Source organism: Pseudomonas sp. NPDC088890 (genome assembly GCF_044900155.1).
In the GTDB taxonomy this organism is placed as follows: Bacteria; Pseudomonadota; Gammaproteobacteria; order Pseudomonadales; family Pseudomonadaceae; genus Aquipseudomonas; species Aquipseudomonas urmiensis.
In genome coordinates, this window is record NZ_JBJDNG010000002.1 from 232,616 (window position 1) to 253,104 (window position 20,489).

The window sequence follows — 20,489 nt, forward strand, 5'->3', positions numbered from 1 at the left end:
TGCCGGGGAAATTCAGCGGGTCAAAGATTCGAGCGCGCGCATGGCCTCGATCAGTTCATCACTGGTTAGGGGGTGGCCGTTGGCGCGCAGGAAATTGCGCGCGTGGGGCGCTTGCAGGGTCGGCTCGGCAACCTGCAGCAGGGTCGCTTGATCGAGCACATCGACGCCCAAATCGACCAAGTTGCAGGGCAGGCCGATGCGTCGGTAGAAGGCCAGCAGCTCAGCCATGAACGCCGCTTCGCGGTCCTCAAGCACAAGTTGCACCAGCAGGCCGTAGGCAACCTGCCAGCCGTGCACCTGGTCGCGCGCGCCAGGGATCTTCGACAGGCCGCGAGTCATTGCGTGGGCGATCGACAGGCCGCCACTCTCAAAGCCCAGGCCGCTCATCAGCAGCACGGCCTCGATCAGGCGTTCGAACGATTCGTTGACTTCGCCGCTGCCAGCCAGCGCCAGACCGTCTTCAGCGTGCGCGCGCAGCACCTGGTAGCACTCGCGGGCCAGGGTTACGCCGGCCAGCGAAGGGCGGGCGCCGAACATATTGACGCCGCCAGCCTTAAGGCACTGTTCGGCTTCGAACTTCTTGGTCAGGGCATCGGCGATGCCCGCCAGCAGGAACGGGCGGGGGGCTTGGGCGATCAGGCGGGTATCGACCAGCACATAGCGTGGGCTGCTCAGCAGGTGGCCGACTTCGCTGAGCTGATGATGCTCGTCGTAGACGACGAAGTTCTTCGAGGTCGGCGCATCGTTGGAGGCCACGGTGGGCATGCTGATCAGGGCGGCGCCGGAGGAGTGAGCCAGGGCTTTGCCGGCGTCGATCGACTTGCCGCCACCGACTGCCAGGATCATGTCGAAGGCAAACCGCGCGGCGGACTGGCGCAGGGCGGCGATGCCCTGGGCGGTGATCTCACCATCGAAGGTGATGTAGTGCAGTTGGACGTCGGCGCGGGCGCAGGTGGCGTCCAGACGCTGCTTGACCAGGCCGATGACGAAACTGTCGATGACCACCACGGCGCTGCGGCCGCAATGGGCCAGGTATTGGCCTGCCTCATCAAGTACACCAGGGCCTTGCACGTAGCGCCCGGGCGATCCGAATACCAGATTCATACGGCACCTCTTTGTGACTGCTTGTTGTTGTTATGCGAGACCCGCGAGGATCTCGGTCATGTATGATGCATCATATATCATGCGTTTTGGCCGTCAAGCGACTTCAGCTGGCAGTGACGGCCGTAGGTCAGTTCAGTGGTGAATCAGGCGATCGAATAACCACCGTCGACGGCCAGGGTGGTGCCGGTGATGTAGCGAGCGTTGGCCGAGACCAGGAAGGCGATGGCGTTGGCCACGTCTTCAGGCTGGCCCCAGGCCTGCATTGGAATGCGTGACAGGATGCTGGCTGAGCGGCTCGGGTCTTCGTAGGCGCGGCGTGATAGCTGGGTCACAATCCAGCCTGGTGCCACGGCATTCGAGCGCACCCCGTCGCCCGCCCAGGCCACGGCCTGGCAGCGGGTGAGTTCAGCGATGGCCGCTTTGCTCGAGGCATAGGCCGGGGTCTTGGCTGAGCCGAAGATGCCCCACATCGAGGCGAAATTGACCACCGCGCCGCGAGCCAGCTTGAGCGCGGGCAGGGCGGCGTTGCTGATGCGCATGACGGCGGTGAGGTTGACCTCGAGCACGCGGCTGAAACCGTCCAGTTGCCATTCACGGCTGTGGTCGATGACGCCGGCGGCATTGATCAGCGCATCGATACGTTCGAAACGGCTGAAGAAATCGTTGACGGCGGCGTCGCTGGTGACATCCAGCTCCTGGTAGTGAATACCTGCAATCGATTGCTCAGGTTCGCCCAGGCCCAGGGTATGCACCTGGTAACCGTCGGCGAGCAGGCGCTGGGCAGTGGCCAGGCCGATGCCTGAGCCGCCACCGGTGATGATTGCGATCTTGGTCATGTAGTGCTCCGTTATAGAGGTTTTTGTGTAGGGGCAAGCCAGCGGGTTTCGACTGGGCATTAGTGGCCGAACAGAAAATCAGCCAACAACTCAACCTGCCCGGTGAGCATGTGTACGCCCTTGTGAATCTGGCAGCCACGCACCTGAGCGGCCTCGAGCAACGCGCTGACATCAGGGTTCATCACCACTTCGCCGACCAGCGTGCCCGGATCGAGCGTTTCCACCGGCAGCGGCAACGGGTCATTGGCCTTCAGCCCCAAGGCGGTGGCATTGATCACCACATCGAAGCCACGCCCATCGGCGGCACCGGCTGCCACCTGACGACCAGGCACCAGGCCTTGCAGCTGGATCGCCAGCTCCTGGGCCTTGGCCGCGGAGCGATTGCTGATCACCAACTGCGCCAACGGCTCGGCCAGCAGGGCGTGGGCTATCCCCGTGGCGGCGCCACCGGCGCCAAGCAGCAGCACGCGTTTGCCGGCCAGGCTGTGGCCTTGGTTTTTCAGGCCACGGACAAACCCTTCGCCATCGAACATCCGCCCAGTGAAGCGCCCATCGGCTAAACGGCGGGCGACGTTGCACACCTTGAGCAACTGCGCTGTGCCCTGGAGTTCATCACACAGATGAGCGACTTCGATCTTGTGCGGCACGGTGACGATCACCCCGGCGAGGTTCTCGATCCCGCGCAGGCCTTGCCAGGCTGAGGCCAGGTTGGCGGGTGAAACCTCCCAAGGCACCAGCACGCCGTCATGGCCCAGGCGTTCAAGCAGCGGGTTGAAGAAGGACGGCGTGCGCAAATGCTTGGCCGGGTAGGTCAGGTGGACCACGACCCGGGTGGTGCCGGTGATTGGCATGGCTGCTTCCTTTTGCGGACAGGTTCAGGGAATACACGTCTATTAATGCATCATATATCTTTTGTTTAGCATAGCGTCTCAAGCAAAAGTGTTTTGCCTTGAAGTCAAAGGATCGCGCTTGGTACGTAAAAAATAAATATGATATATCATGTTTTCACTTGGCCCCCAGCCGGTGAGCGTCCTGATAGCAAGAACAACAAAAGCCTAAGAAAAGGCAAGGATGAACCCATGCAAGCAGTGCGTTGTGCGTTGCCGCTCGAACGTGGCGGGAGGTGCGAATGACCCAGATCTTCGCCGCACCCGGCCGCTACATTCAGGGCTACAAAGAGCTTGAACGCCTCTACCGGCATATCGCCTGGTTTGGCCAACGCTTTCTGATCATCACCAGCCAGGGCCGTCTGGATAGCCTCAAACAGACCCTGGCCATCAGCTTCGATCAACCCGACCTGAGCCTTCACTACGCCATGTTCGATGGCGAAGTCACCCGCGCCGAGGTCCAGCGCTTGGTTGCGTTGCAGCACAGCCTGGGCTGCGATGGGGTGATTGGCGTGGGCGGCGGCAAGGTGCTCGACGCCGCCAAGGCAGTGGCACAGCAAGCGCGCCTGCCGCTGTGCATCGTGCCCACCGTGGTCTCCAACGACGCCCCCACCAGCGCCTTGTCGGTGCTGTATCACCCAGATGGCAGTTTCGATGACGTGCTGTTTCATGAGCGCAGCCCGGATGTAGTGGTGGTCGACACCTGGGTGATCGCTCAGGCGCCGGTGCGCTTGTTGGTTGCTGGCATCGGCGACGCCTTGGCTACCTATTACGAAGCGCGTACCTGCGTGCAAGGTGACAACGACAACTTCCTCGGCCTGGCCGGTGGCGGATTGCAGTCGAGCGAGGGCGGCGGCAAACCCACCCTCACCTCGATGGCGATTGCCCAGCTGTGCCACCAGGTGCTCCAGGCCGACGCCGTGCAAGCGGTCATGGCCTGTTCCCGGCAGATCGTCACCAAGGCGCTCAATCGGGTGATCGAGGCCAATGCGTTGATGAGCGGCATTGGCTTTGAGAGCAACGGCGTGGCTACTGCCCATGCGGTGTATTGCGGATTCAGCGTGCTGGGTGCGCGCGCCACGGCCTACCACGGGGAGTACGTCGCCTTCGGCACCCTGGTGATGCTGCTTCTGGAAGGCGCACCGGCCAGCGAGTTGGATCAATTGCTGGGGCTGTGTCTGGCGATCGGCCTGCCGGTGTGTTTTGCCGATCTGGGCCTGGCCGACCTCAGCGAAGAGGAGTTGCAGCAAGTGGTCCAAATCGCCGCATCGCCGCAGCAGACCAGCCGGGTAGAGCCGTTCGAAGTCACCGCTTGGGAAATGCGCGCGGCGCTGATCGCCGCCAGCGACCTGGGCGAATTCTACAAAAAAGGCGGATCGATCCTGAGCACATCGGGTGCTCGGGATCTGCCATCGGCCATTAGCAGAGGTGAGTAGATGAAAGCATTTCAGGCAAGCCTGCCGGTCAAACTGGATTTTGAGGTCGGGGCGATCCGCCGCATGGGCGAAAAGGTAGCCCCCTATGGCAACAAGGTGCTGCTGATGGTCGACCCGTTCCTGCAAGGCAGCGAGCTGGTCGCCCAGGTGCTGGGCAGTTTTGCCGAGCGGGGTATCAGCGCAGTGGAGTTCTACGACATCGTGCCCAACCCACGGCACACCACCATCGACCGTGCAGTGACGCTGGTGCGTGACAGTGGCTGCCAGGTGGTGGTGGCGATTGGCGGCGGCAGTGCGATCGACTCGGCCAAGGCGGTGGCTTTCGTCGCCGTGCATGGCGGCAGTTGCTGGGACTACACCGAGCGCCTCGGTGAGCCGGTGACCCGTCCGCAGACACGCGGCCTGCCGTTGCTGGTAGTGCCGACGACTTCCGGCACCGGCACCGAGGCAACGCCGTTTGCCGTCATCAACAACCCAGCGCTGGGCCTCAAGTGTGCCATCGTCAATCCGCACATCTATCCGGATGTGGCCTTGATCGACCCGCAGATTCTGGTATCCAAGCCGCCGCGGCTAACCGCGCTGACCGCGGTCGATACCTTCTGCCATGCCCTTGAGGCCTATATCAGCATCCACGCCACGCCCTGGGTGGAGATGGTCGCGCTGGAGGCGATTCGCCTGTTCGCGGCCAATGCTCTGCGCTGTGTCGAACAGGGTGATGATCTGGAGGCGCGGGCGCGCATGGCCTTTGCCTCGACCTTAGGCGGCATGGCCATCGCGGGCGCTGGGGTTACCGTGTCGCACGCGCTCGGCCAGCCACTGGGGGCGATGACCGATGCCCCGCATGGCGGCACGGTAGCGGCCAGCACCGCGCAGGTGATCCGCTGGACCTTGCCGGTGGCCGCCGACAAGTTCGCCCGCGTGGCCGAAATTCTTGACCCCAGCACCCATACCCTGGCCGAGGGCCTGCGTGCAGCTCGGTTGCCGGAGATTGTCAGCGCTCACTTCGCTCGCCTGGGCGTGCGCGACACTTTCGGCAGCTATGGCCTCAAGCCCGAGCAGGTCGATGAGTTTGCCCAAGTGGTTTGGACCAGTTTCAACCAGGACCTGGCGTGCCACCCGAAACCGATTCGTGACCAGCAGGAGGTGGCCGAGATCGTCAGGCAGTGCCTCTAGATCGGATCGGCTGAACATTTCGCGTCGCGGCTAACGCCGCGACGCGTGCACCACTGCACTCAATACCACGCACCACCTTTGCACACTCGAACCGCTGAACAACAACCACAACAACCAGTTTCGGGAATTCAACGCAATGGCAAGATCCACCTTGATCGGGGTCGGGCTACTGGGCGCGTGCGCCTTGCCCCTGGCCCAGGCCGACAGCTATTCACCGGCCAACTTTCTCTTCGGCGACTGGCAAGGCCAGCGTACCCGCCTGCATGAGCAGGGCGTGGACCTGCAGTTCACCTATGTCAACGAGCTGGCCTACAACACCCAGGGCGGCGAGCAGCACAAGGGCACTTACAGCGATCAGCTGATGGCCGATGCGCGCTTCGACCTACAGCGATTGCTGGGCTGGCAGGGCGCGGCGTTTCGCCTGACCCTGAGCAACCGCAATGGCGAGAGCCTGACCCAAGAGGCCAACACCGGTACGTTATTGGCCGCCCAAGAAATCTACGGCTACGGCAGCGTCACCCGCTTGGTGCAGATGTATTACCAGCAGGCGCTGCTCGATGAACGCCTGCTGCTCAAAGTCGGGCGGCTGCCGATGAGCGGCGATGTGTTCCCGTTTTCCTGCAAGTTTCAGAACCTCACCTTTTGCGGCGCCGTTCCGGGCTACATCACCCCCAACTGGTTCACCTGGCCGGTCAGCCAATGGGGCGCCACCCTGGCTGCGCAGTTGGCCGATGACTGGTGGCTCAATACCGCGATTTATCAGGTCAACCCACGTTTTACCGAGAACAGCCAAGGGTTGAATTTCGCCAGCCCGTCAGGCACCAGCGGCTACCTGGCTGTAGGTGAGCTGGCCTGGAAGCCGAGCTTCAATGGCCTGCCGGGCAGCTATCGGCTCGGGCTGTGGCGCAACACGGGCGACTACGCCGATATCTACCGCGATGTCGACGGCCAGCCCATCGGCCTGACTGGCGCGCAAGCCAAGCAGCACGATCAGGCCAACGGCTATTACGCCATGGCCGAACAGCGCGTCTACCAGAGTACGCGCAACCCCGCGCGCGGCCTGACCCTGTTCGCCAACTTCATCCAGTCTGACCGGGATGTTTCCAGCATCGAGCGGGTTTGGCATGTGGGCGCCTTCATCAGTGGGCCATTGGACCAGCGCCCGCAGGATGAGATTGGCGTTGCCTTGGGCCGCCTGGAGGTCAACCCGCGTTCGGCCCGGCGTGTGCAGCAAGCCAGTGGGCAACCGCAGCGCGCCGATGTCGAGTACCCACTTGAGCTGTATTACGGCCTGAGCCTGAGCCCGGCGCTGTCCCTCAGACCTAATGTGCAGTACGTACGCAACCCCGGCGGCTTCGAGCATGACCGCAGCGTGGTGGTCTGGGGCCTGAAAACCGAAGTGAGCTTCTAGGGCGATGCTGCCACACGGCGGCGTGTCGCTTTTTTAATGATGCATCATGTATGAATGGAGTGAATCATGAGCCTTGCCAATTTCGTTGACCTCACCAGCGTCCAGCAACGTGCCAGCCAGCTCACGCTGCTGGGCCAAGCATTTATCGATGGCCGCTTTGTCGATGCCCAGAGTGGCGAAACCTTCGACAACATTTCGCCCCGCGATGGCCGGGTGCTCAACCAAGTCGCCTCGTGCCAGGCCGCAGACGTCGACCTTGCCGTCAAGGCCGCGCGGCGTGCTTTCGACAGCGGCGTCTGGGCGCAACGCACCCCCAAGGAGCGCAAGAAAGTCCTGCTGCGCTTTGCTGCACTGTTCGAGCAGCACATGGATGAGCTGGCGCTGCTGGAAACCCTCGACATGGGCAAACCGATCAGCGAAAGCGCAGGTTTCGACGTTCACGCTGTGCTCGATTGCCTGCAGTGGTACGCCGAAAGCTGCGACAAGCTCTACGACGAAGTCGCCCCCTCGGGCCCTGCAGCATTGGGCCTGGTGACCCGCGAAGCGATTGGCGTGGTGGCGGCGGTAACGCCGTGGAACTTCCCCATGCTGATGGCCATGTGGAAGGTCGCGCCGGCTCTGGCCATGGGCAACTCAGTGATCCTCAAACCTGCCGAGCAGTCGCCGTTGACGGCCCTGCGCATCGCCCAGCTGGCCGCAGAGGCAGGCATTCCGGCGGGGGTGTTCAACGTCTTGCCCGGCTTTGGTCCCACCGCCGGCAAGGCCCTCGGTCTGCACATGGATGTCGACACTCTGGTATTCACCGGCTCCGGCGAAGTCGGCAAGTTGTTTCTGCAGTACTCCGGCCAGTCGAACATGAAGCGCGTCTGGCTCGAGTGTGGCGGCAAGACGCCGAACATCATCCTCAATGACTGCCGCGACCTGGAAAAAGCCGCGACCACCGCAGCGCGGTCGATGTTCTTCAATCAGGGCGAAGTTTGCGTGGCGCCGTCGCGGCTGATCGTCGAGGCGGGTATCCGCGCCGAGTTCGTTGCCGAGGTGCTCAAGGTGGCCCGGGCGATCAATGTTGGCGACCCGCTGGACCCAACCACCGAGCTGGGCGCGATGGTCGATGCCAGTCAATTGCAGCGGGTACTGGGCTACATCGACAAGGGCGTGCAGGAGGGCGCCCAGCTGATTCTTGGCGGCGAGCGGGTCAAGCATGGCCTGGGCGCCGAGGGCTACTACATCCCGCCAACCATTTTCGACAACGTCAGCAATGACATGACCATCGCCCGCGAAGAGATCTTCGGCCCGGTGCTGTCGGTGATCACTGCCCGCGATCATCTAGAGGCCTTGCGCATCGCCAACGACACCCCCTATGGCCTGGCCGCCAGCCTGTGGACCGCCGATCTGTCCCGCGCCCACCAGATGGCCCGTGGCCTGCGTGCCGGCAGCGTGTGGGTCAACTGCTTCGACGGTGGCGACATCAGCATGCCGTTCGGTGGTTTCAAGCAATCGGGCAACGGCCGCGACCGCTCGCTGCACGCCCTGGACAAGTACTCCGAGCTCAAGTCCACCTGGATCGAGCTGTGAGCCTTCGCCCGGCAACTTTGGAGAACAATAAGATGAACAAAACCGTTGCCCGTACTTTTGCCACCCTGGCCATGACTGCGCTGCTGGCCGGCCCAGCCGCCGCCGAGGCGCGCCACCCGCTGTACCAACTGATCCCCAATACCGCGCTGTCGGGCCTGGTCGATCCGCAAATGGCTGATCGTAGCCAGGTCGACAAGGCCCTGCCGCTGAAACAGAAGGGCGAGCGCCTGCGTATCGGTTGGACCGAGATCACCCTCGGCAACCCTTGGTTCGTGTCGATGATCGACGACGCCCGTAGCCTGGCCGAACGCTATGGCTATGACATGCAGGTGCAGGTCGCCGACAGCGATGTCGCGCGCCAGAGCGCCCAGGTCGATAACTTCATCACCCTTGGCGTCGATGTGATCGTCATCGACCCCACCGACATCCTCGGCTCGGTGGCCGATGTCGAGCGGGCAGTGGCGGCAGGGATCCCGGTAATTACCGTCGGTACCGCGCCGGACGCCCGAGCGCCGGTTATCACCACCAGTACCGGTAACCCCTACGGCAGCGGTGTCGAGGCGGGGCGCTACGTGGTCGAGCACAGCGATCCGGCCAGCGAGATCAACGCGGCCATGGTCATCGGGGTGATGGGCAACTCCACTTCCGAGAGCCGTCTCAACGGCATGATCTCCGGGATCGTTCAGGCCCGCGCCGAACAGCGCAAGCTCGGCTTGTCCAGGGAGGATGCCCTGCTCAAGGGGTTCGAGCTGTTCCAGCAAGTCAAGGCCAAGGGCAGTTTTAGCTGGCCTGAAGGGGGCTTCAATGTGCTTGCCTGGGGGCGTGGCGATTGGACCGAGGAGGGCGGCCTGGCTGCCAGCGAAGACATCCTCAGTGCCCACGGCGAACGCCTCAACCTGATCCTGGCGGAGAACGACTTCATCGCCATCGGTGCGATCAACGCCGTCGACAACGCCGGCAAGGCGGGACAGGTGCGAGTCGCTGCCGCAGCTGGCAGCTTCAAGGTCGCGCTGGAGCTGATCAAGCAGGGCAAGCTGCTGGTCACCGCCAGCAACAGTGGTTCGCAAACTGGCGTGGCGGCTATCGAGCTGATCCATCAGATCCTCGATGGCCGGCTTGCCGCCAACAACTTGCCGTTGGCCTCGTACTTTCCGGTCGAGCTAATCACCCCGGCCAATGTCGAGCAGTTCATCCAGCTCGAACAGGCCCCGGCCAGTGTCGAGCGGTTGCCGGCGTTCCGTTCCATCGACCAGCTCAAGGCAGCCATGCGCTGACCCCCGCGGATGCGGCGCCTGCCCAGGCAGCGCGCCGCTTGCAGAGGCATGACCTATGAATGCAGCAAACACTACCGCGGTGCAACTGCGCGACATCCACAAGGCTTTCGGTGGCATCAGCGCGCTGAGTGGCGCCAGTTTCAGCGCCCAGGCCGGTGAGATTCACGCACTGATGGGCGAGAACGGCGCGGGTAAATCGACCTTGATGAAAATCCTCGCTGGCGCCTACCTGCGCGATGCCGGCGAGGTGCTGGTGCACCAGCAACCGGCGAGCATCGCCAAGCCGGCCGACGCCCTGCGCCTGGGGGTATCGGTGATCTACCAGGAGTTCGCCTTGGCGCCACACCTGTCAGTGGCCGAGAACATCTGCATCGATGACCTCGGCGCGCGCAAGGGCCTGGTGCAGTGGGCCACGCTGCGGGCCAAGGCGCGGCACATTCTCGACGAGTTGGGTTTTGCCAATATCGACGAGCGCCGCGCAGTCGGCGCGTTGCCGGTAGCCCACCAGCAGGCGGTGGAAATCGCCAAGGCGCTGTCACGCAACGCGTCGGTGCTGGTGTTCGACGAGCCGACGGCGGTGCTCACCTCGCACGAGACCGAGCAGCTGTTTCGCATCCTCGATGAGCTGCGGCGCAAGGGCGTGTGCATCATCTACGTCTCGCACCGCATGGACGAAATCTTCCGGATCTGTGACCGCGCCACGGTGCTCAAGGATGGCCGCACGGTGGGCACCTTGCCGCTGTCGGCCATCGATGAACGCGGCCTGGTGCAGATGATGATCGGTCGTGAGCTGAGCGATCTGTTTCCGCCGCGCAAGGCCAGTCTGGGTGAGGTGCGCTTGCAGGTCGAGGGCTTGTGCGCCGGGCCGCTGGTGCGCGATATCAGCTTCCAGGCGCGTGCCGGCGAAGTGTTGGGATTCAGCGGCTTGGTCGGCTCGGGCCGCACCGAAACCATGCGCGCATTGTTCGGCGCCGAGCGCAGCAGTGCCGGCAGCATCCGCCTGGATGGCCAGCTGCTGCGCAATCGCAACCCGCGTGAAGCCATCGGCCACGGCATTGGTTTGCTCCCCGAAGACCGCAAACAGCAAGGCGTGCTGCTGGAGATGTCGATCCGGATCAACGCCGCCTTGCGGCCAAATTCGCCCTACACCGGCCGCTGCGGCTGGATCAACGGCCGGCGCGAGCGCGCCGGGGTCGAGGCGCTGCGCAAGCAACTGCGGCTCAAGACCGGCTCGATCGAGCAGGCAGTGGGCGACCTGTCAGGCGGCAACCAGCAGAAGGTCGCGCTGATGAAGTGGGTCGATGCCGGCTGTCGGGTGTTGATTCTCGATGAGCCGACCCGTGGCGTCGATGTCGGCGCCAAGACCGAGATCTACCGGGTCATCAATGAACTGGCCGAAGCCGGGGTATTGATCATCCTGGTGTCTTCGGAAATGACTGAGCTGATCGGCATGTGCGACCGGGTGCTGGTGATGCGCGATGGCGCCATCGCTGGCGAGCTCGGCGGCAGTGCGATCGAAGAACACGCAATGATCTGTCTGGCGATGGGAGTCGAACACCGTGGATAACAACTTGAGCAAACTGGCCGCCGGCAACCTGCCGGGCGAGCCTGCCCAGCCGCAGGCCTGGGGGCGCTCGCTGCAGCGTCTGTTTTTGCAGCACAACGCCTTGGTCATGCTGCTGGTGCTGGTGGTGGTTGCCAGCAGCCTGTCGGCGGACTTCTTCACCTGGCAGAACCTGGGCAACCTGCTACGCCAATCGACGCCGTTGATGCTGGTGAGCATCGGCATGCTGATCGTCATCCTCACCGCCGGCATCGACTTGTCGGTGGCGTCGGTGGCGGCGGTGGGCGGTATCGTCGTGGCGATGAGCCTGAACCTGGTGCCGCTGGAGGGTGGGGCCGGGCTGTTTTTGGCGGTCGCCATCGCCGTGGCGGCTGGGGTGTTGATGGGCCTGGTGACGGGTAGCTTCGTCGCCTACTTTCGCATGGCGCCGTTCATTGCCACCCTGGCGATGATGACGGTGGCCCGGGGCCTGGCGTTCATACTCTCCAATGGCCAGCCGCAACGCCTCGCCGATAGCCAGAGCGCCGCTGGGCTGTTGCGCGACTTCGGTCGCCAGGCGGACGGCCTGTTCGGCGTGCCCTGGCCGGTATGGTTGGCGGTGCTGGTGATTGCAGTGTTCGCGCTTATCCTGCGTTACAACGCCTTTGGCCGGCTGATCATCGCCAGCGGCAGCAACGAAACCGCAGTGCGCCTGGCAGGGATCCCGGTGGAGCGCTACAAGCTTGCTGCCTATGCCATCTGCGGCGGGTTGAGTGCATTGGCCGGGGTGGTCATCGCCTCGCGCTCCGGGGTCGCCACGCCCAGTGCCGGCATGGCCCTCGAACTGGATGCCATTGCTGCCTGCGTGATTGGCGGGGCGCTGTTGTCCGGCGGCAAGGGCAGTTTGTTCTATACCGTGGTTGGAGTGCTGGTGCTGGGGCTGATCGGCAACATCATGAACCTGCTCAGTGTCCCGGCTTACCCACAGCAGATCATCAAAGGCGCGATCATCGTGGTGGCGGTGTTGCTGCAAGGGGTGGGCAGGCGCGACGCGCGTATCTGATACCAGAGGGCGTGCTGGCGGCGTATGAATGATGATGTATCATGCGTTTTCGCCATCTCGCCCAGCGGCGCCATCACTGGAAGCTGGCGCCGGGCCATTCACTAGACAAGAGAGAACCAGCGTGACAGTTCACAAGCCCCTGGATAAAGGCAACCTGAGCGAGCGGGTCTACAGCATCATCCGCACGGCATTGATGGACGGCCAGTACCAACCGGGTGACCGCCTGCGCATCAGTGCCTTGGCCGAGGAGTTCGGGGTGTCGATCACCCCGGTGCGCGAGGCGATTTTCCGCCTGGTCAGCGATCATGCCCTGGACATGAAGGCGGCCACCTCGATCTATGTGCCAGAGCTGACCGTTAGCCAATTGCGCGAGATCCAATTGATTCGCCACCTGCTCGAAGGCGAGGCGGCGGGGATGGCCGCCGAGCGTATTTCTGCCGCTGAGCTGGAGCATCTGGAGCAGGTGCAGGCGGCGTTTCAGGCGGCGGTCAGCGTCGATTACAAGAAGGCCTCGCTGCTTAACCGCGAGTTTCATTTTGGGCTGATTGCCGCAGCGCGCATGCCGGTGATTTTCAAGACCTTGGAGAACATGTGGGTGATGATGGGGCCGCTGCTCAGCACCTTCCACGCCGAAGTGCCCAAGGCGGAGTTGGCCAGCGCCAAGCACAAGCATTTCGAAGTGTTGGAGGCCTTGCGCAAGCGTGATTCAGCCAAGGCCAAGGCGGCTTTGCAAGCAGATATCGCCTGGGGCGAATTGATGTTGGAGTGGCTGGAGCGCAAGTCGCTGAGCCCGGCCTGAGCAGTACCGCCCTATCGCCTGGCACACGGGACCAAACCGCCGCTCCCAGGCGAACCCTGTGGGAGCGGGCTTGCCCGCGAATGGGCTTCACTGGCCCTTGCTGGCGGACTCATGAAAATGCGGCAAGACAAACGCCGCCAGCTCCTCCAGTGTCTGATCCAGCGGCCGCCGATTGCGCCGCAGGTGCAGGCCAATATGCGCCACCCCCGCCTCCCGCATCGCCTCAAGCTCGGCAATCAGCCCATTGCGCCCAACCATCGCGCCGAAGCGGTGCCGCTGCAGCGGCGTGTGCGGGTTGTCGTCCAGATCCAGGTGCAGGAACGACACGTATGGCTTGGCCCCGGCCACTTCGCGCCACAACGCCGCACGCCGCACGTGCTCCTGCGGCGTGCCGGGGTAGGCCAACCAGCCATCCAGATGCTCGCCCACCCACGCCGGGCTCTGCTGGGCCAGCCCGGCCACCAGCAACGGCAGCGGTTGGGCAGGGCGCGGCAAGACTTCGATCTGTTCGGGCAACCCCGCCCCACGCCAGTCGCGTAGCAGCGCGATGTGCTCACGAAAGCGTTCGCCGCGGCTGTCGAAGTCGCGGCCAAACAGTGGGTATTCCACTGGCCGGTCGCCACTGGCCACGCCCAGCAACACGCGCGAGCCGCTGAGCAGGTCGACGCTGGCTGCGGCCTTGAGAGTCAGCAGCGGCTCACGGATCGGCAATACCACTGCCGCTGTGCCAAGCAGGATATTGCGGGTAACCCCAGCGAGAAACCCGAGGTAGGTAAACACCTCGAACACCTGCGCCGCATCGCCGAATTGCGGGTCGTACAGTGGCACGTCGCGTACCCACAGGGCGCGGAAACCCAAGCGGTCGGCGAGGGTCGCCAGCTGTGCATGCTGGGCCAGGTCCGGCACCCCGAACAGGCCGCCGGCCTGCTGCCGGGCCTGATCGCGTGGGGTGCTCCAGTCATTGTCCAGCGGCAATTCCAGGCCGATGCTCAGGCCGCCAGCGCTGAGTTTTGCCAGGGCGCCGCTCATGCTTGCGCTCCTGCCTGTGCACCGGCGCCAACCGCTGGGCGTTTGCCGCGCCAGACCAGCCACGCCAGCGGCACGTGCACCAGTACCGCGGCGACCACGCCTGCCCAGGGGGTGAGGGCCAGTTGGCCGTGGGTCACCAGGTAGCTGCCGGCGGTCTCACCCAGGGTGATGCCCAGGTTGAACGCCGAGATGTTCAGCCCAGAGGCGAAATCCACCGCTTTAGGGGTGTAGCGCCCAGCGGTGTCGAGCATGCCGGCCTGAAAGCCCGGCGTCATGCCAAAAGCCAGAACGCCCCAGACGAACAGCAGCACCACCATGGCCACTGGCGACGACAACGAAAAGCCCAGCAACACCAGCACCGCCGCCAGCAAGACGAACAGCACGCGCAGCGCCCGTTGCCAGCCCAGGCGGTCGGCCAGCCGGCCCCCGGCGAGGTTGCCGATCAGCGTGGCGATGCCGAACACCACCAGCAGGCTGCTGGCCGTGGCCGAGGAGAAACCGGTGATGTCGGTGAGGATCGGCGTGATGAAGGTGAATGCGGCAAAGCTTGCGCCAAAGCCCAGAATGGTCACCAGCATCATCGACCAGATCGCCGGTTGGCCGAGCGCAGCCAACTGGGTGCGGATGCTCCCGGCTTCCCCGGCTTTCAGTGCCGGCAGCCAGAACAGGGTGGCGAGCAAGGCCAGTGCGCTGAGCGCGGCCACCGCGTAGAACGGCAGGCGCCAGCCCATGGCATTGCCCAGGAAGCTACCCAGCGGCACCCCGATGACCATGGCCAGGGTCAGCCCGGCGAACATGATGGCGATGGCTTTGCTGGCCTGGCCCTTGGGTGCCAGGCTCGCCGCGACCGTGGCGCCAATGGCGAAGAAGCTGCCATGGGCGACGGCGGTGATCAGTCGCCCGATCAGCAGCGTCGAGTAGTCACTGGACAACGCTGAAAGCAGGTTGCCAGCCAGGAAGATTGCCACCAGGCCAGCCAACACCGGCTTGCGTGGCAAGCGCCCCAGCAGCAAGACGATGAACGGGGTGAACACCGCCAGCGCCAAGGCGTACAGGCCGACCAGGCCGCCAGCGGTGGCCAGGGTCACGCCCAGGTCGTTGGAAATTGCCGGGAGAATGCCGACCACGATGAACTCGGCCACGCCAATGGCGAAGGCGGTCAGGGCCAGCACATACACCCCGGGGTGAATGCGTGTGGAGGAGGGGGTAGTCATGAAAAATGCTCGCAAGGTGAAAGATGCAGCACACGATACGAGGCTCACGGCTTGTGATGTAGACTCGTGCAATTCCAACCAGCTGTGAATTCAAATCATGCAAATCCGAGCCAAGGACATCAATCGCTCTGGCGAGATGGAAGTGTTTGCCGAAGTGGTCGCCTGCGGCACCTTTTCGCAAGCGGCGCGGCGCCTGGACATGACCCCATCGGCGGTGAGCAAGCTGATCGCCCGCCTTGAGCAGCGCCTGGGCGCACGTCTGCTGCTGCGCTCGACCCGGCGCCTGGAACTGACCGCCGAGGGTGAGCGCTTCCATGTCGAGAGCCTGCGTATTCTTGAGCAGATCGACAACGCCGAGCGCGATGTGGCCAATGCCGCCTGCCCCAGCGGGATCATCCATATCAACAGCAACCTGCCGTTTGGCCTGCATTGCCTGGCGCCGCTGGTGCCGGCGTTTCTGGAGGCTTATCCGCAGATCACCTTGAACATCGAGCTGACCGACACGGTGGTCGATCTGCTCGAACGGCGGGCCGATGTGGCGATCCGTTCGGGGCCGCTGAAGGCCTCACGGCTGGTGCAGCGGCACTTGGGCCGTAGTCGTTTGTTGACCGTGGCCGCCCCGCAATACTTGGCGCGCCGGGGCACCCCGCGTACGCCACAGGAGCTGCTTGAGCACAATCGATTGGGCTTTGGCTTTCACCGGCACTCGCAGGCCTGGGTGTATCAGGGCGCCGATGGCCAGCGGGTCGAGGTTGAGCCGCAAGGGAATCTGCTGCTGCAAGACGGGGAGAGCATGCGCCAGCTGACCCTCGGCGGCGCAGGGATTGCCCGCTTGGCCAATTTCCATGTGGGGGCGGATATCGCGGCAGGGCGGCTGGTGCCGTTGCTGGAAGAATTTGACAGTGGCGAGGAAGATATCCTGCATGCGGTGTTCATTGGGCCAGGACGGCAGTTGCCGCAGCGGGTGAGGGTGTTTATCGACTTTCTGGTCGAGCGCTTGGATGTGCGCTATTTCAGTTGAGTGTCTGCGCTAGCCATCCCGGCTGATGACAAGCCACCCCCCCTCCTGTATACCTAGTCGCCACCAAGGGGAGCCCGGCAACGGGCTGAGAAACCGCTGAGATCACCAGCGCGGTGACCCTTCGAACCTGATCCGGATCATGCCGGCGAAGGGATGGGACTGCCGACCTGCCTTTTTGCCGGCCTCACTGCGAGGCCGCTTCATGCCACACCGCCACGGTCTCGCTGTCACCCTACAGAGGACAGCACCATGACCGAACGCTTCACCCAAACCCTGCGCCGCCAAAGCGAGCCGACCTGGTCTGCGGCGGTCGGCCACCGCTTCGTCAAAGCGCTGTGCGACGGCAGCGTGGCGGACCCTGTCATGGTCCGCTACCTGGTCCAGGATCACCGCTTTCTCGATAGCTTCCTGACCCTGCTGGGCGCCGCCATCGCCACGGCCGACACCTTCGAGGCACGCCTGCGCCTGGGGCGCTTCGCCGGCATGATCAGCAGCGACGAGAACACCTACTTCCTGCGCGCTTTCCAAGCCCTGGACGTCAGCCCGGCGCAGCGCGACGAGCCTGCCGACACCCTACCGACCGCAGGCTTCAAGGCGATCATGCGCGAAGCAGCGGCCACCCGTTCATATGCCGCCGCCCTGGCGGTACTCAATGTCGCCGAGGGCCTGTACCTGGACTGGGCGACCAAGGCACCGCAACCGTTGCCGGCCAACTTTGTTCACGCCGAGTGGATCACCCTGCATGACAACCCGTTCTTCCGCGACTTCGTCGCCTTCCTGCAAGCAGAACTGGATCGGGTCGGGCCACAGCAGGCGGCACTGAGCAGCGACTTCTACCTGCGCACGGTGGAACTGGAACTGGCCTTCTTCGATGCCATCTACCCAGGGGAGGCGTGAGCATGGATATCTTCGACCGCCTCAAGGGCGCGTGCGCGGCCCAATGGTCCAGCTATGTCGATCACCCGTTCGTGCGGCAGATGGGTGAGGGCAGCCTAAGCGAGGAGGCCTTCCGTACTTACCTGGTGCAGGATTACCTGTTCCTTATCCAGTTTGCCCGCGCCTGGGCCCTGGCTGCGTACAAGAGCCGTTTGCCAAGCGACATCCGTGCGGCCCAGGCGGGGCTGGCGGCGATCCTCGATGAGACCGAGCTGCACCTGCGCCTTTGCGCGCGCTGGGGGTTGTCCAAGGCCGATATCGAGGCCGCGCCTGAGCATCAGGCGACAGTGGCCTATACCCGCTATGTACTCGATTGTGGTGCGGCAGGTGACCTGCTGGAATTGCACGCGGCGCTGGCGCCTTGTGTGATCGGCTATGCAGAGATTGGCCGGGCGTTGTCCGCGCAGATTGGCGATTTGCGTGATCATCCCTATCGCGAATGGATCGGCGAGTATGCCGGGGAGGCTTACCAAGGGGTGGCGGCTGCGGCGCGCAAGCATTTGGATGAACTGGCGGCGCGGAGCATGACCGAGCAGCGCTTTGTCGAGTTGGCGGCGATCTTTGGCCAGGCGTCGAAGCTGGAGGCAGATTTCTGGCAGATGGGGTTGGACGCCACCGTGTAACGCTTTGGATTTTTGGGGCCGCACAGCGGCCCCAGAAGCTGAAGGCATCACTGCACCCCCAGGCACTCCTGCAACGCCTCGATAAACACCCGCTCCGCCCGACTCAAACGCTGCTCACGATTCCACAGCAGGTGAATATCGACATCCGCAATCCCTTCATGCGGCGGTAATCGCCAGAGCAATCCAGCCTGCACATCAGGCGCCACCACGTGTTCGGGCAAACAGCCAATGCCAAACCCGGCGATCACCAGCCGGCGCACTTCCTCAAGGCTCGGCGATGACGCCACGATGCGTCCGCTGAACCCCTGCTGATCACGAAAAATGGTCAACGGCGAGAGCATGCCGCCAATCTGGTCGCTGGTGAAACTGACGAAATTCTCCCGCTGCAGATCGCCTTCCAGCTTGCCGAACAAACCATGGTGCTTGCCGCAGAAAAAGGCATAGCGCTGCCGCAGGAACAAGCGCTGCTCCAGGCGTGGTTGCGGCCGGCGATTGAGGCTCAAGCCTGCGGTGGCGGTTTTCTCTTGCAGGGCGGCGACGATGTCTGAGCTGCGCATTACGTCGATCTCCAGGTCCACCCGTGGATGCTGGCGATGAAAGCCTGCGAGAAAATCGTCGAAGCGCTCCGAGCAGATCCGGCTGATCATCAATAGCCGCACTTTGCCGACCAACTCATCGGCCGGCTGCTCGAGCAGGCCGCCGATCTGCGACATCTGCCCATACACCTCGCCAGCCAACTGGAACAGCTGCTCGCCCATTTCCGTCAGCACGAAGCGCGGCCCGCGGCGGGCGATCAGCTGGCGACCGAGCTGCTCTTCAAGGCGCTTGAGCGCTTGGCTGACGGCCGGCTGGGTCAAGTGCAGGCGCGCGGCGGCGCGGCTGATGGACAGCTCCTGGCCGATCACCCGGAAGGTGCGCAGCAGGTTCCAGTCGAGGCGATCGTTGAGCAGGCGGTCAGACATGGCGGGCTCGCGATAATAAATGGGCGTTATAGTTCGAATAATAAATAGAAAATTGACTAATCATAGCCCTCGGCCGAAAAATCACTTCAAGGAAACATTGCGCAACAGCCTTGGAACGGTGGTGAATTTTTCGCGGGCAAGCCCGCTCCCACAGGGAGCAGCAGCGCTACGCAATCTGTGGGAGCGGGCTTGCCCGCGACCAATTCACCGCCGATCTCACTGACGCAACCCAAGCGCCCCCAGAGCGCCCCGTGACCCCTTACTCCTGCCAAAAAAACAAGCAAAGGAGCCTGACCCATGAAGCCTTCCGCTTCGCCCCAACCGCGCCGGGCCGCGGCCGCCGCGTTTATCGGCACCATGATCGAGTGGTACGACTTCTACATCTACGCCACCGCCGCCGCATTGGTGTTCGGCGCCTTGTTCTTCCCCTCCGACAACAGCCTGTTCAGCACCATGGCCGCCTTTGGCACCTTTGCCGTGGGCTTCTTCGCCAGGCCCTTGGGCGGTATCGTCTTCGGCCATATCGGCGACCGCATCGGCCGCAAGAAATCCCTGGTCATTACCCTGCTGATGATGGGCGTGGTCACCGTGGGCATCGGCCTGTTGCCGACCTACGCGCAAATCGGCGCCGCCGCACCCGTGCTGCTGATTGTGCTGCGGGTGATCCAAGGCATCGCCGTTGGGGGCGAGTGGGGCGGTGCAGTGCTGATGGCCGGCGAGCATGCGCCCAAGGGCCGGCTTACGTTCTTCGCCTCGTTCGCCCAACTGGGCAGCCCGGCGGGCTTGATCCTCTCGCTGCTGGCGTTTGGCGCGGTCACCCGCTTGCCCGAAGAAGAGCTCATGAGTTGGGGCTGGCGCGTGCCGTTCCTGGCCAGTGCCTTGCTGTTGCTGGTTGGCCTGGCGATCCGCCTGGGCGTGAACGAGTCGCCAGAGTTTCTCGCCAGCCGCGAACAGGCCGAGAAGTCGCGCCGCAAGGAGCAGGCGCCGGTGCTGGAAGTGCTGCGTACCGCGTGGCGGCCGCTGCTGCTGTGCATCGGCGCCAATACCCTGGGGATTGCCGGGGTGTATTTCACCAACACCTTCATGATCAGCTACACCACCCAGCAACTGCACCTGGAGCGCTCGCTGATCCTGGAATGCCTGTTCTTCGTTGCGGTCATCCAGTTCTGTGTCCAGCCGCTGGCAGCGTGGCTGTCGGAGAAGATCGGCGCTACCCGATTCCTGGCCCTGGTCGCCTTGCTGGCGATGGCCTCGCCGTATCCGATGTTCGTGCTGGTCAGCACCGGCCAGGGGCCGTTGATCGTGCTCGGTATCGCCTTGGCGGCGGCGTGCATGGCCTCGTTCTACGCAGTGATTGCCGGCTACGTCAGTGGCATGTTCGAGACCCGCGTGCGCTACACCGCGATCTCCATGGCTTATCAGGTCTGCGGCGCTATCGCCGGTGGCCTGACCCCGCTGATCGGCACTTGGCTGGCGCACAGCTTCACCGGCCAGTGGTGGCCGATGGCGGTGTTCTACACCCTGATCGCGACAATTTCCCTGGTCTGTGTGCTGGCCCTTGCCCGCCAGTACAGCCGCAGCCAGCAGCTTGAGCTGGCCTGAC

Annotated in this window: 18 protein-coding genes and 1 riboswitch; of the genes, 12 read left to right on the forward strand and 6 right to left on the reverse strand. The window is 63.7% G+C overall.

Annotated features, from left to right (window positions below; all coding sequences use genetic code 11):
- Nucleotides 1-12: 12 nt before the first annotated feature.
- The 3 genes from ACI2JX_RS05950 to ACI2JX_RS05960 form a co-directional block, all read right to left on the reverse strand.
- Complete coding sequence (locus tag ACI2JX_RS05950) at nucleotides 13-1,104, reverse strand: glycerol dehydrogenase (RefSeq protein ID WP_404689615.1); 1,092 nt, start codon at nucleotides 1,102-1,104, stop codon at nucleotides 13-15.
- Between the two features lie 143 nt (nucleotides 1,105-1,247).
- Entirely contained in the window at nucleotides 1,248-1,940 is a 693-nt protein-coding gene (locus tag ACI2JX_RS05955; protein WP_404689616.1) for an SDR family NAD(P)-dependent oxidoreductase, read from the reverse strand.
- A gap of 59 nt (nucleotides 1,941-1,999) precedes the next feature.
- Nucleotides 2,000-2,791 (reverse strand): shikimate dehydrogenase family protein, encoded by a 792-nt coding sequence (locus ACI2JX_RS05960; RefSeq protein WP_404689617.1) that lies wholly within the window; start codon nucleotides 2,789-2,791, stop codon nucleotides 2,000-2,002.
- Between the two features lie 278 nt (nucleotides 2,792-3,069).
- Between ACI2JX_RS05960 and ACI2JX_RS05965 the strand changes: the two genes are divergently transcribed.
- From ACI2JX_RS05965 to ACI2JX_RS06000, 8 genes are all read left to right on the forward strand, one after another.
- Nucleotides 3,070-4,263 carry a glycerol dehydrogenase gene (locus tag ACI2JX_RS05965; protein ID WP_404689618.1) on the forward strand — a complete coding sequence of 398 codons (1,194 nt, stop codon included), beginning with the start codon at nucleotides 3,070-3,072 and terminating at the stop codon, nucleotides 4,261-4,263.
- Complete coding sequence (locus ACI2JX_RS05970) at nucleotides 4,264-5,436, forward strand: iron-containing alcohol dehydrogenase (protein WP_404689619.1); 1,173 nt, start codon at nucleotides 4,264-4,266, stop codon at nucleotides 5,434-5,436. It begins immediately after the preceding gene.
- Nucleotides 5,437-5,572: 136 nt separating this feature from the next.
- Nucleotides 5,573-6,847 (forward strand): carbohydrate porin, encoded by a 1,275-nt coding sequence (locus ACI2JX_RS05975; protein ID WP_404689620.1) that lies wholly within the window; start codon nucleotides 5,573-5,575, stop codon nucleotides 6,845-6,847.
- A gap of 66 nt (nucleotides 6,848-6,913) precedes the next feature.
- On the forward strand, nucleotides 6,914-8,422 hold the full coding sequence (locus tag ACI2JX_RS05980) for an aldehyde dehydrogenase (protein ID WP_404689621.1): 1,509 nt from the start codon (nucleotides 6,914-6,916) through the stop codon (nucleotides 8,420-8,422).
- Between the two features lie 32 nt (nucleotides 8,423-8,454).
- Nucleotides 8,455-9,696 (forward strand): sugar ABC transporter substrate-binding protein, encoded by a 1,242-nt coding sequence (locus tag ACI2JX_RS05985; RefSeq protein WP_404689622.1) that lies wholly within the window; start codon nucleotides 8,455-8,457, stop codon nucleotides 9,694-9,696.
- 55 nt (nucleotides 9,697-9,751) lie between these two features.
- On the forward strand, nucleotides 9,752-11,263 hold the full coding sequence (locus ACI2JX_RS05990) for a sugar ABC transporter ATP-binding protein (RefSeq protein WP_404689623.1): 1,512 nt from the start codon (nucleotides 9,752-9,754) through the stop codon (nucleotides 11,261-11,263).
- The gene (locus ACI2JX_RS05995; protein ID WP_404689624.1) at nucleotides 11,256-12,302 is read left to right on the forward strand and encodes an ABC transporter permease; all 1,047 of its coding nucleotides are present in this window, start codon (nucleotides 11,256-11,258) and stop codon (nucleotides 12,300-12,302) included. Before ACI2JX_RS05990 ends, ACI2JX_RS05995 begins: the two co-directional genes overlap by 8 nt.
- 121 nt (nucleotides 12,303-12,423) lie before the next feature.
- Nucleotides 12,424-13,101, forward strand: a complete 678-nt coding sequence (locus ACI2JX_RS06000; RefSeq protein WP_404689625.1) for a GntR family transcriptional regulator — start codon at nucleotides 12,424-12,426, stop codon at nucleotides 13,099-13,101.
- Between the two features lie 87 nt (nucleotides 13,102-13,188).
- Here the strand turns inward: ACI2JX_RS06000 and ACI2JX_RS06005 are convergent, their stop codons facing one another.
- Complete coding sequence (locus ACI2JX_RS06005) at nucleotides 13,189-14,130, reverse strand: TIGR03571 family LLM class oxidoreductase (protein ID WP_404689626.1); 942 nt, start codon at nucleotides 14,128-14,130, stop codon at nucleotides 13,189-13,191.
- Nucleotides 14,127-15,344 (reverse strand): MFS transporter, encoded by a 1,218-nt coding sequence (locus ACI2JX_RS06010; RefSeq protein ID WP_404689627.1) that lies wholly within the window; start codon nucleotides 15,342-15,344, stop codon nucleotides 14,127-14,129. The genes ACI2JX_RS06005 and ACI2JX_RS06010 overlap by 4 nt, the downstream gene beginning before the upstream one ends.
- A 103-nt stretch (nucleotides 15,345-15,447) precedes the next feature.
- On the opposite strand from ACI2JX_RS06010, the gene ACI2JX_RS06015 reads away from it, so the two are divergent.
- From ACI2JX_RS06015 to tenA, 3 genes are all read left to right on the forward strand, one after another.
- On the forward strand, nucleotides 15,448-16,365 hold the full coding sequence (locus tag ACI2JX_RS06015; RefSeq protein ID WP_404689815.1) for a LysR family transcriptional regulator: 918 nt from the start codon (nucleotides 15,448-15,450) through the stop codon (nucleotides 16,363-16,365).
- Nucleotides 16,366-16,421: 56 nt separating this feature from the next.
- A riboswitch (TPP riboswitch) is annotated at nucleotides 16,422-16,536 on the forward strand.
- Nucleotides 16,537-16,614: 78 nt separating this feature from the next.
- Entirely contained in the window at nucleotides 16,615-17,262 is a 648-nt protein-coding gene (locus ACI2JX_RS06020) for a TenA family protein (protein WP_264235997.1), read from the forward strand.
- A 2-nt stretch (nucleotides 17,263-17,264) separates the two neighbouring features.
- A complete protein-coding gene (tenA, locus tag ACI2JX_RS06025; RefSeq protein ID WP_368972945.1) occupies nucleotides 17,265-17,924 on the forward strand; it encodes a thiaminase II in 660 nt (219 codons plus the stop codon).
- 47 nt (nucleotides 17,925-17,971) lie between these two features.
- On the opposite strand, the gene ACI2JX_RS06030 is transcribed toward tenA, so the two are convergent.
- On the reverse strand, nucleotides 17,972-18,886 hold the full coding sequence (locus tag ACI2JX_RS06030; protein WP_264235999.1) for a LysR family transcriptional regulator: 915 nt from the start codon (nucleotides 18,884-18,886) through the stop codon (nucleotides 17,972-17,974).
- A 297-nt stretch (nucleotides 18,887-19,183) separates the two neighbouring features.
- Here ACI2JX_RS06030 and ACI2JX_RS06035 point away from each other — a divergent pair, with 297 nt between their 5' ends.
- Nucleotides 19,184-20,488, forward strand: a complete 1,305-nt coding sequence (locus tag ACI2JX_RS06035; RefSeq protein ID WP_404689628.1) for an MFS transporter — start codon at nucleotides 19,184-19,186, stop codon at nucleotides 20,486-20,488.
- Nucleotide 20,489 lies beyond the last annotated feature (1 nt).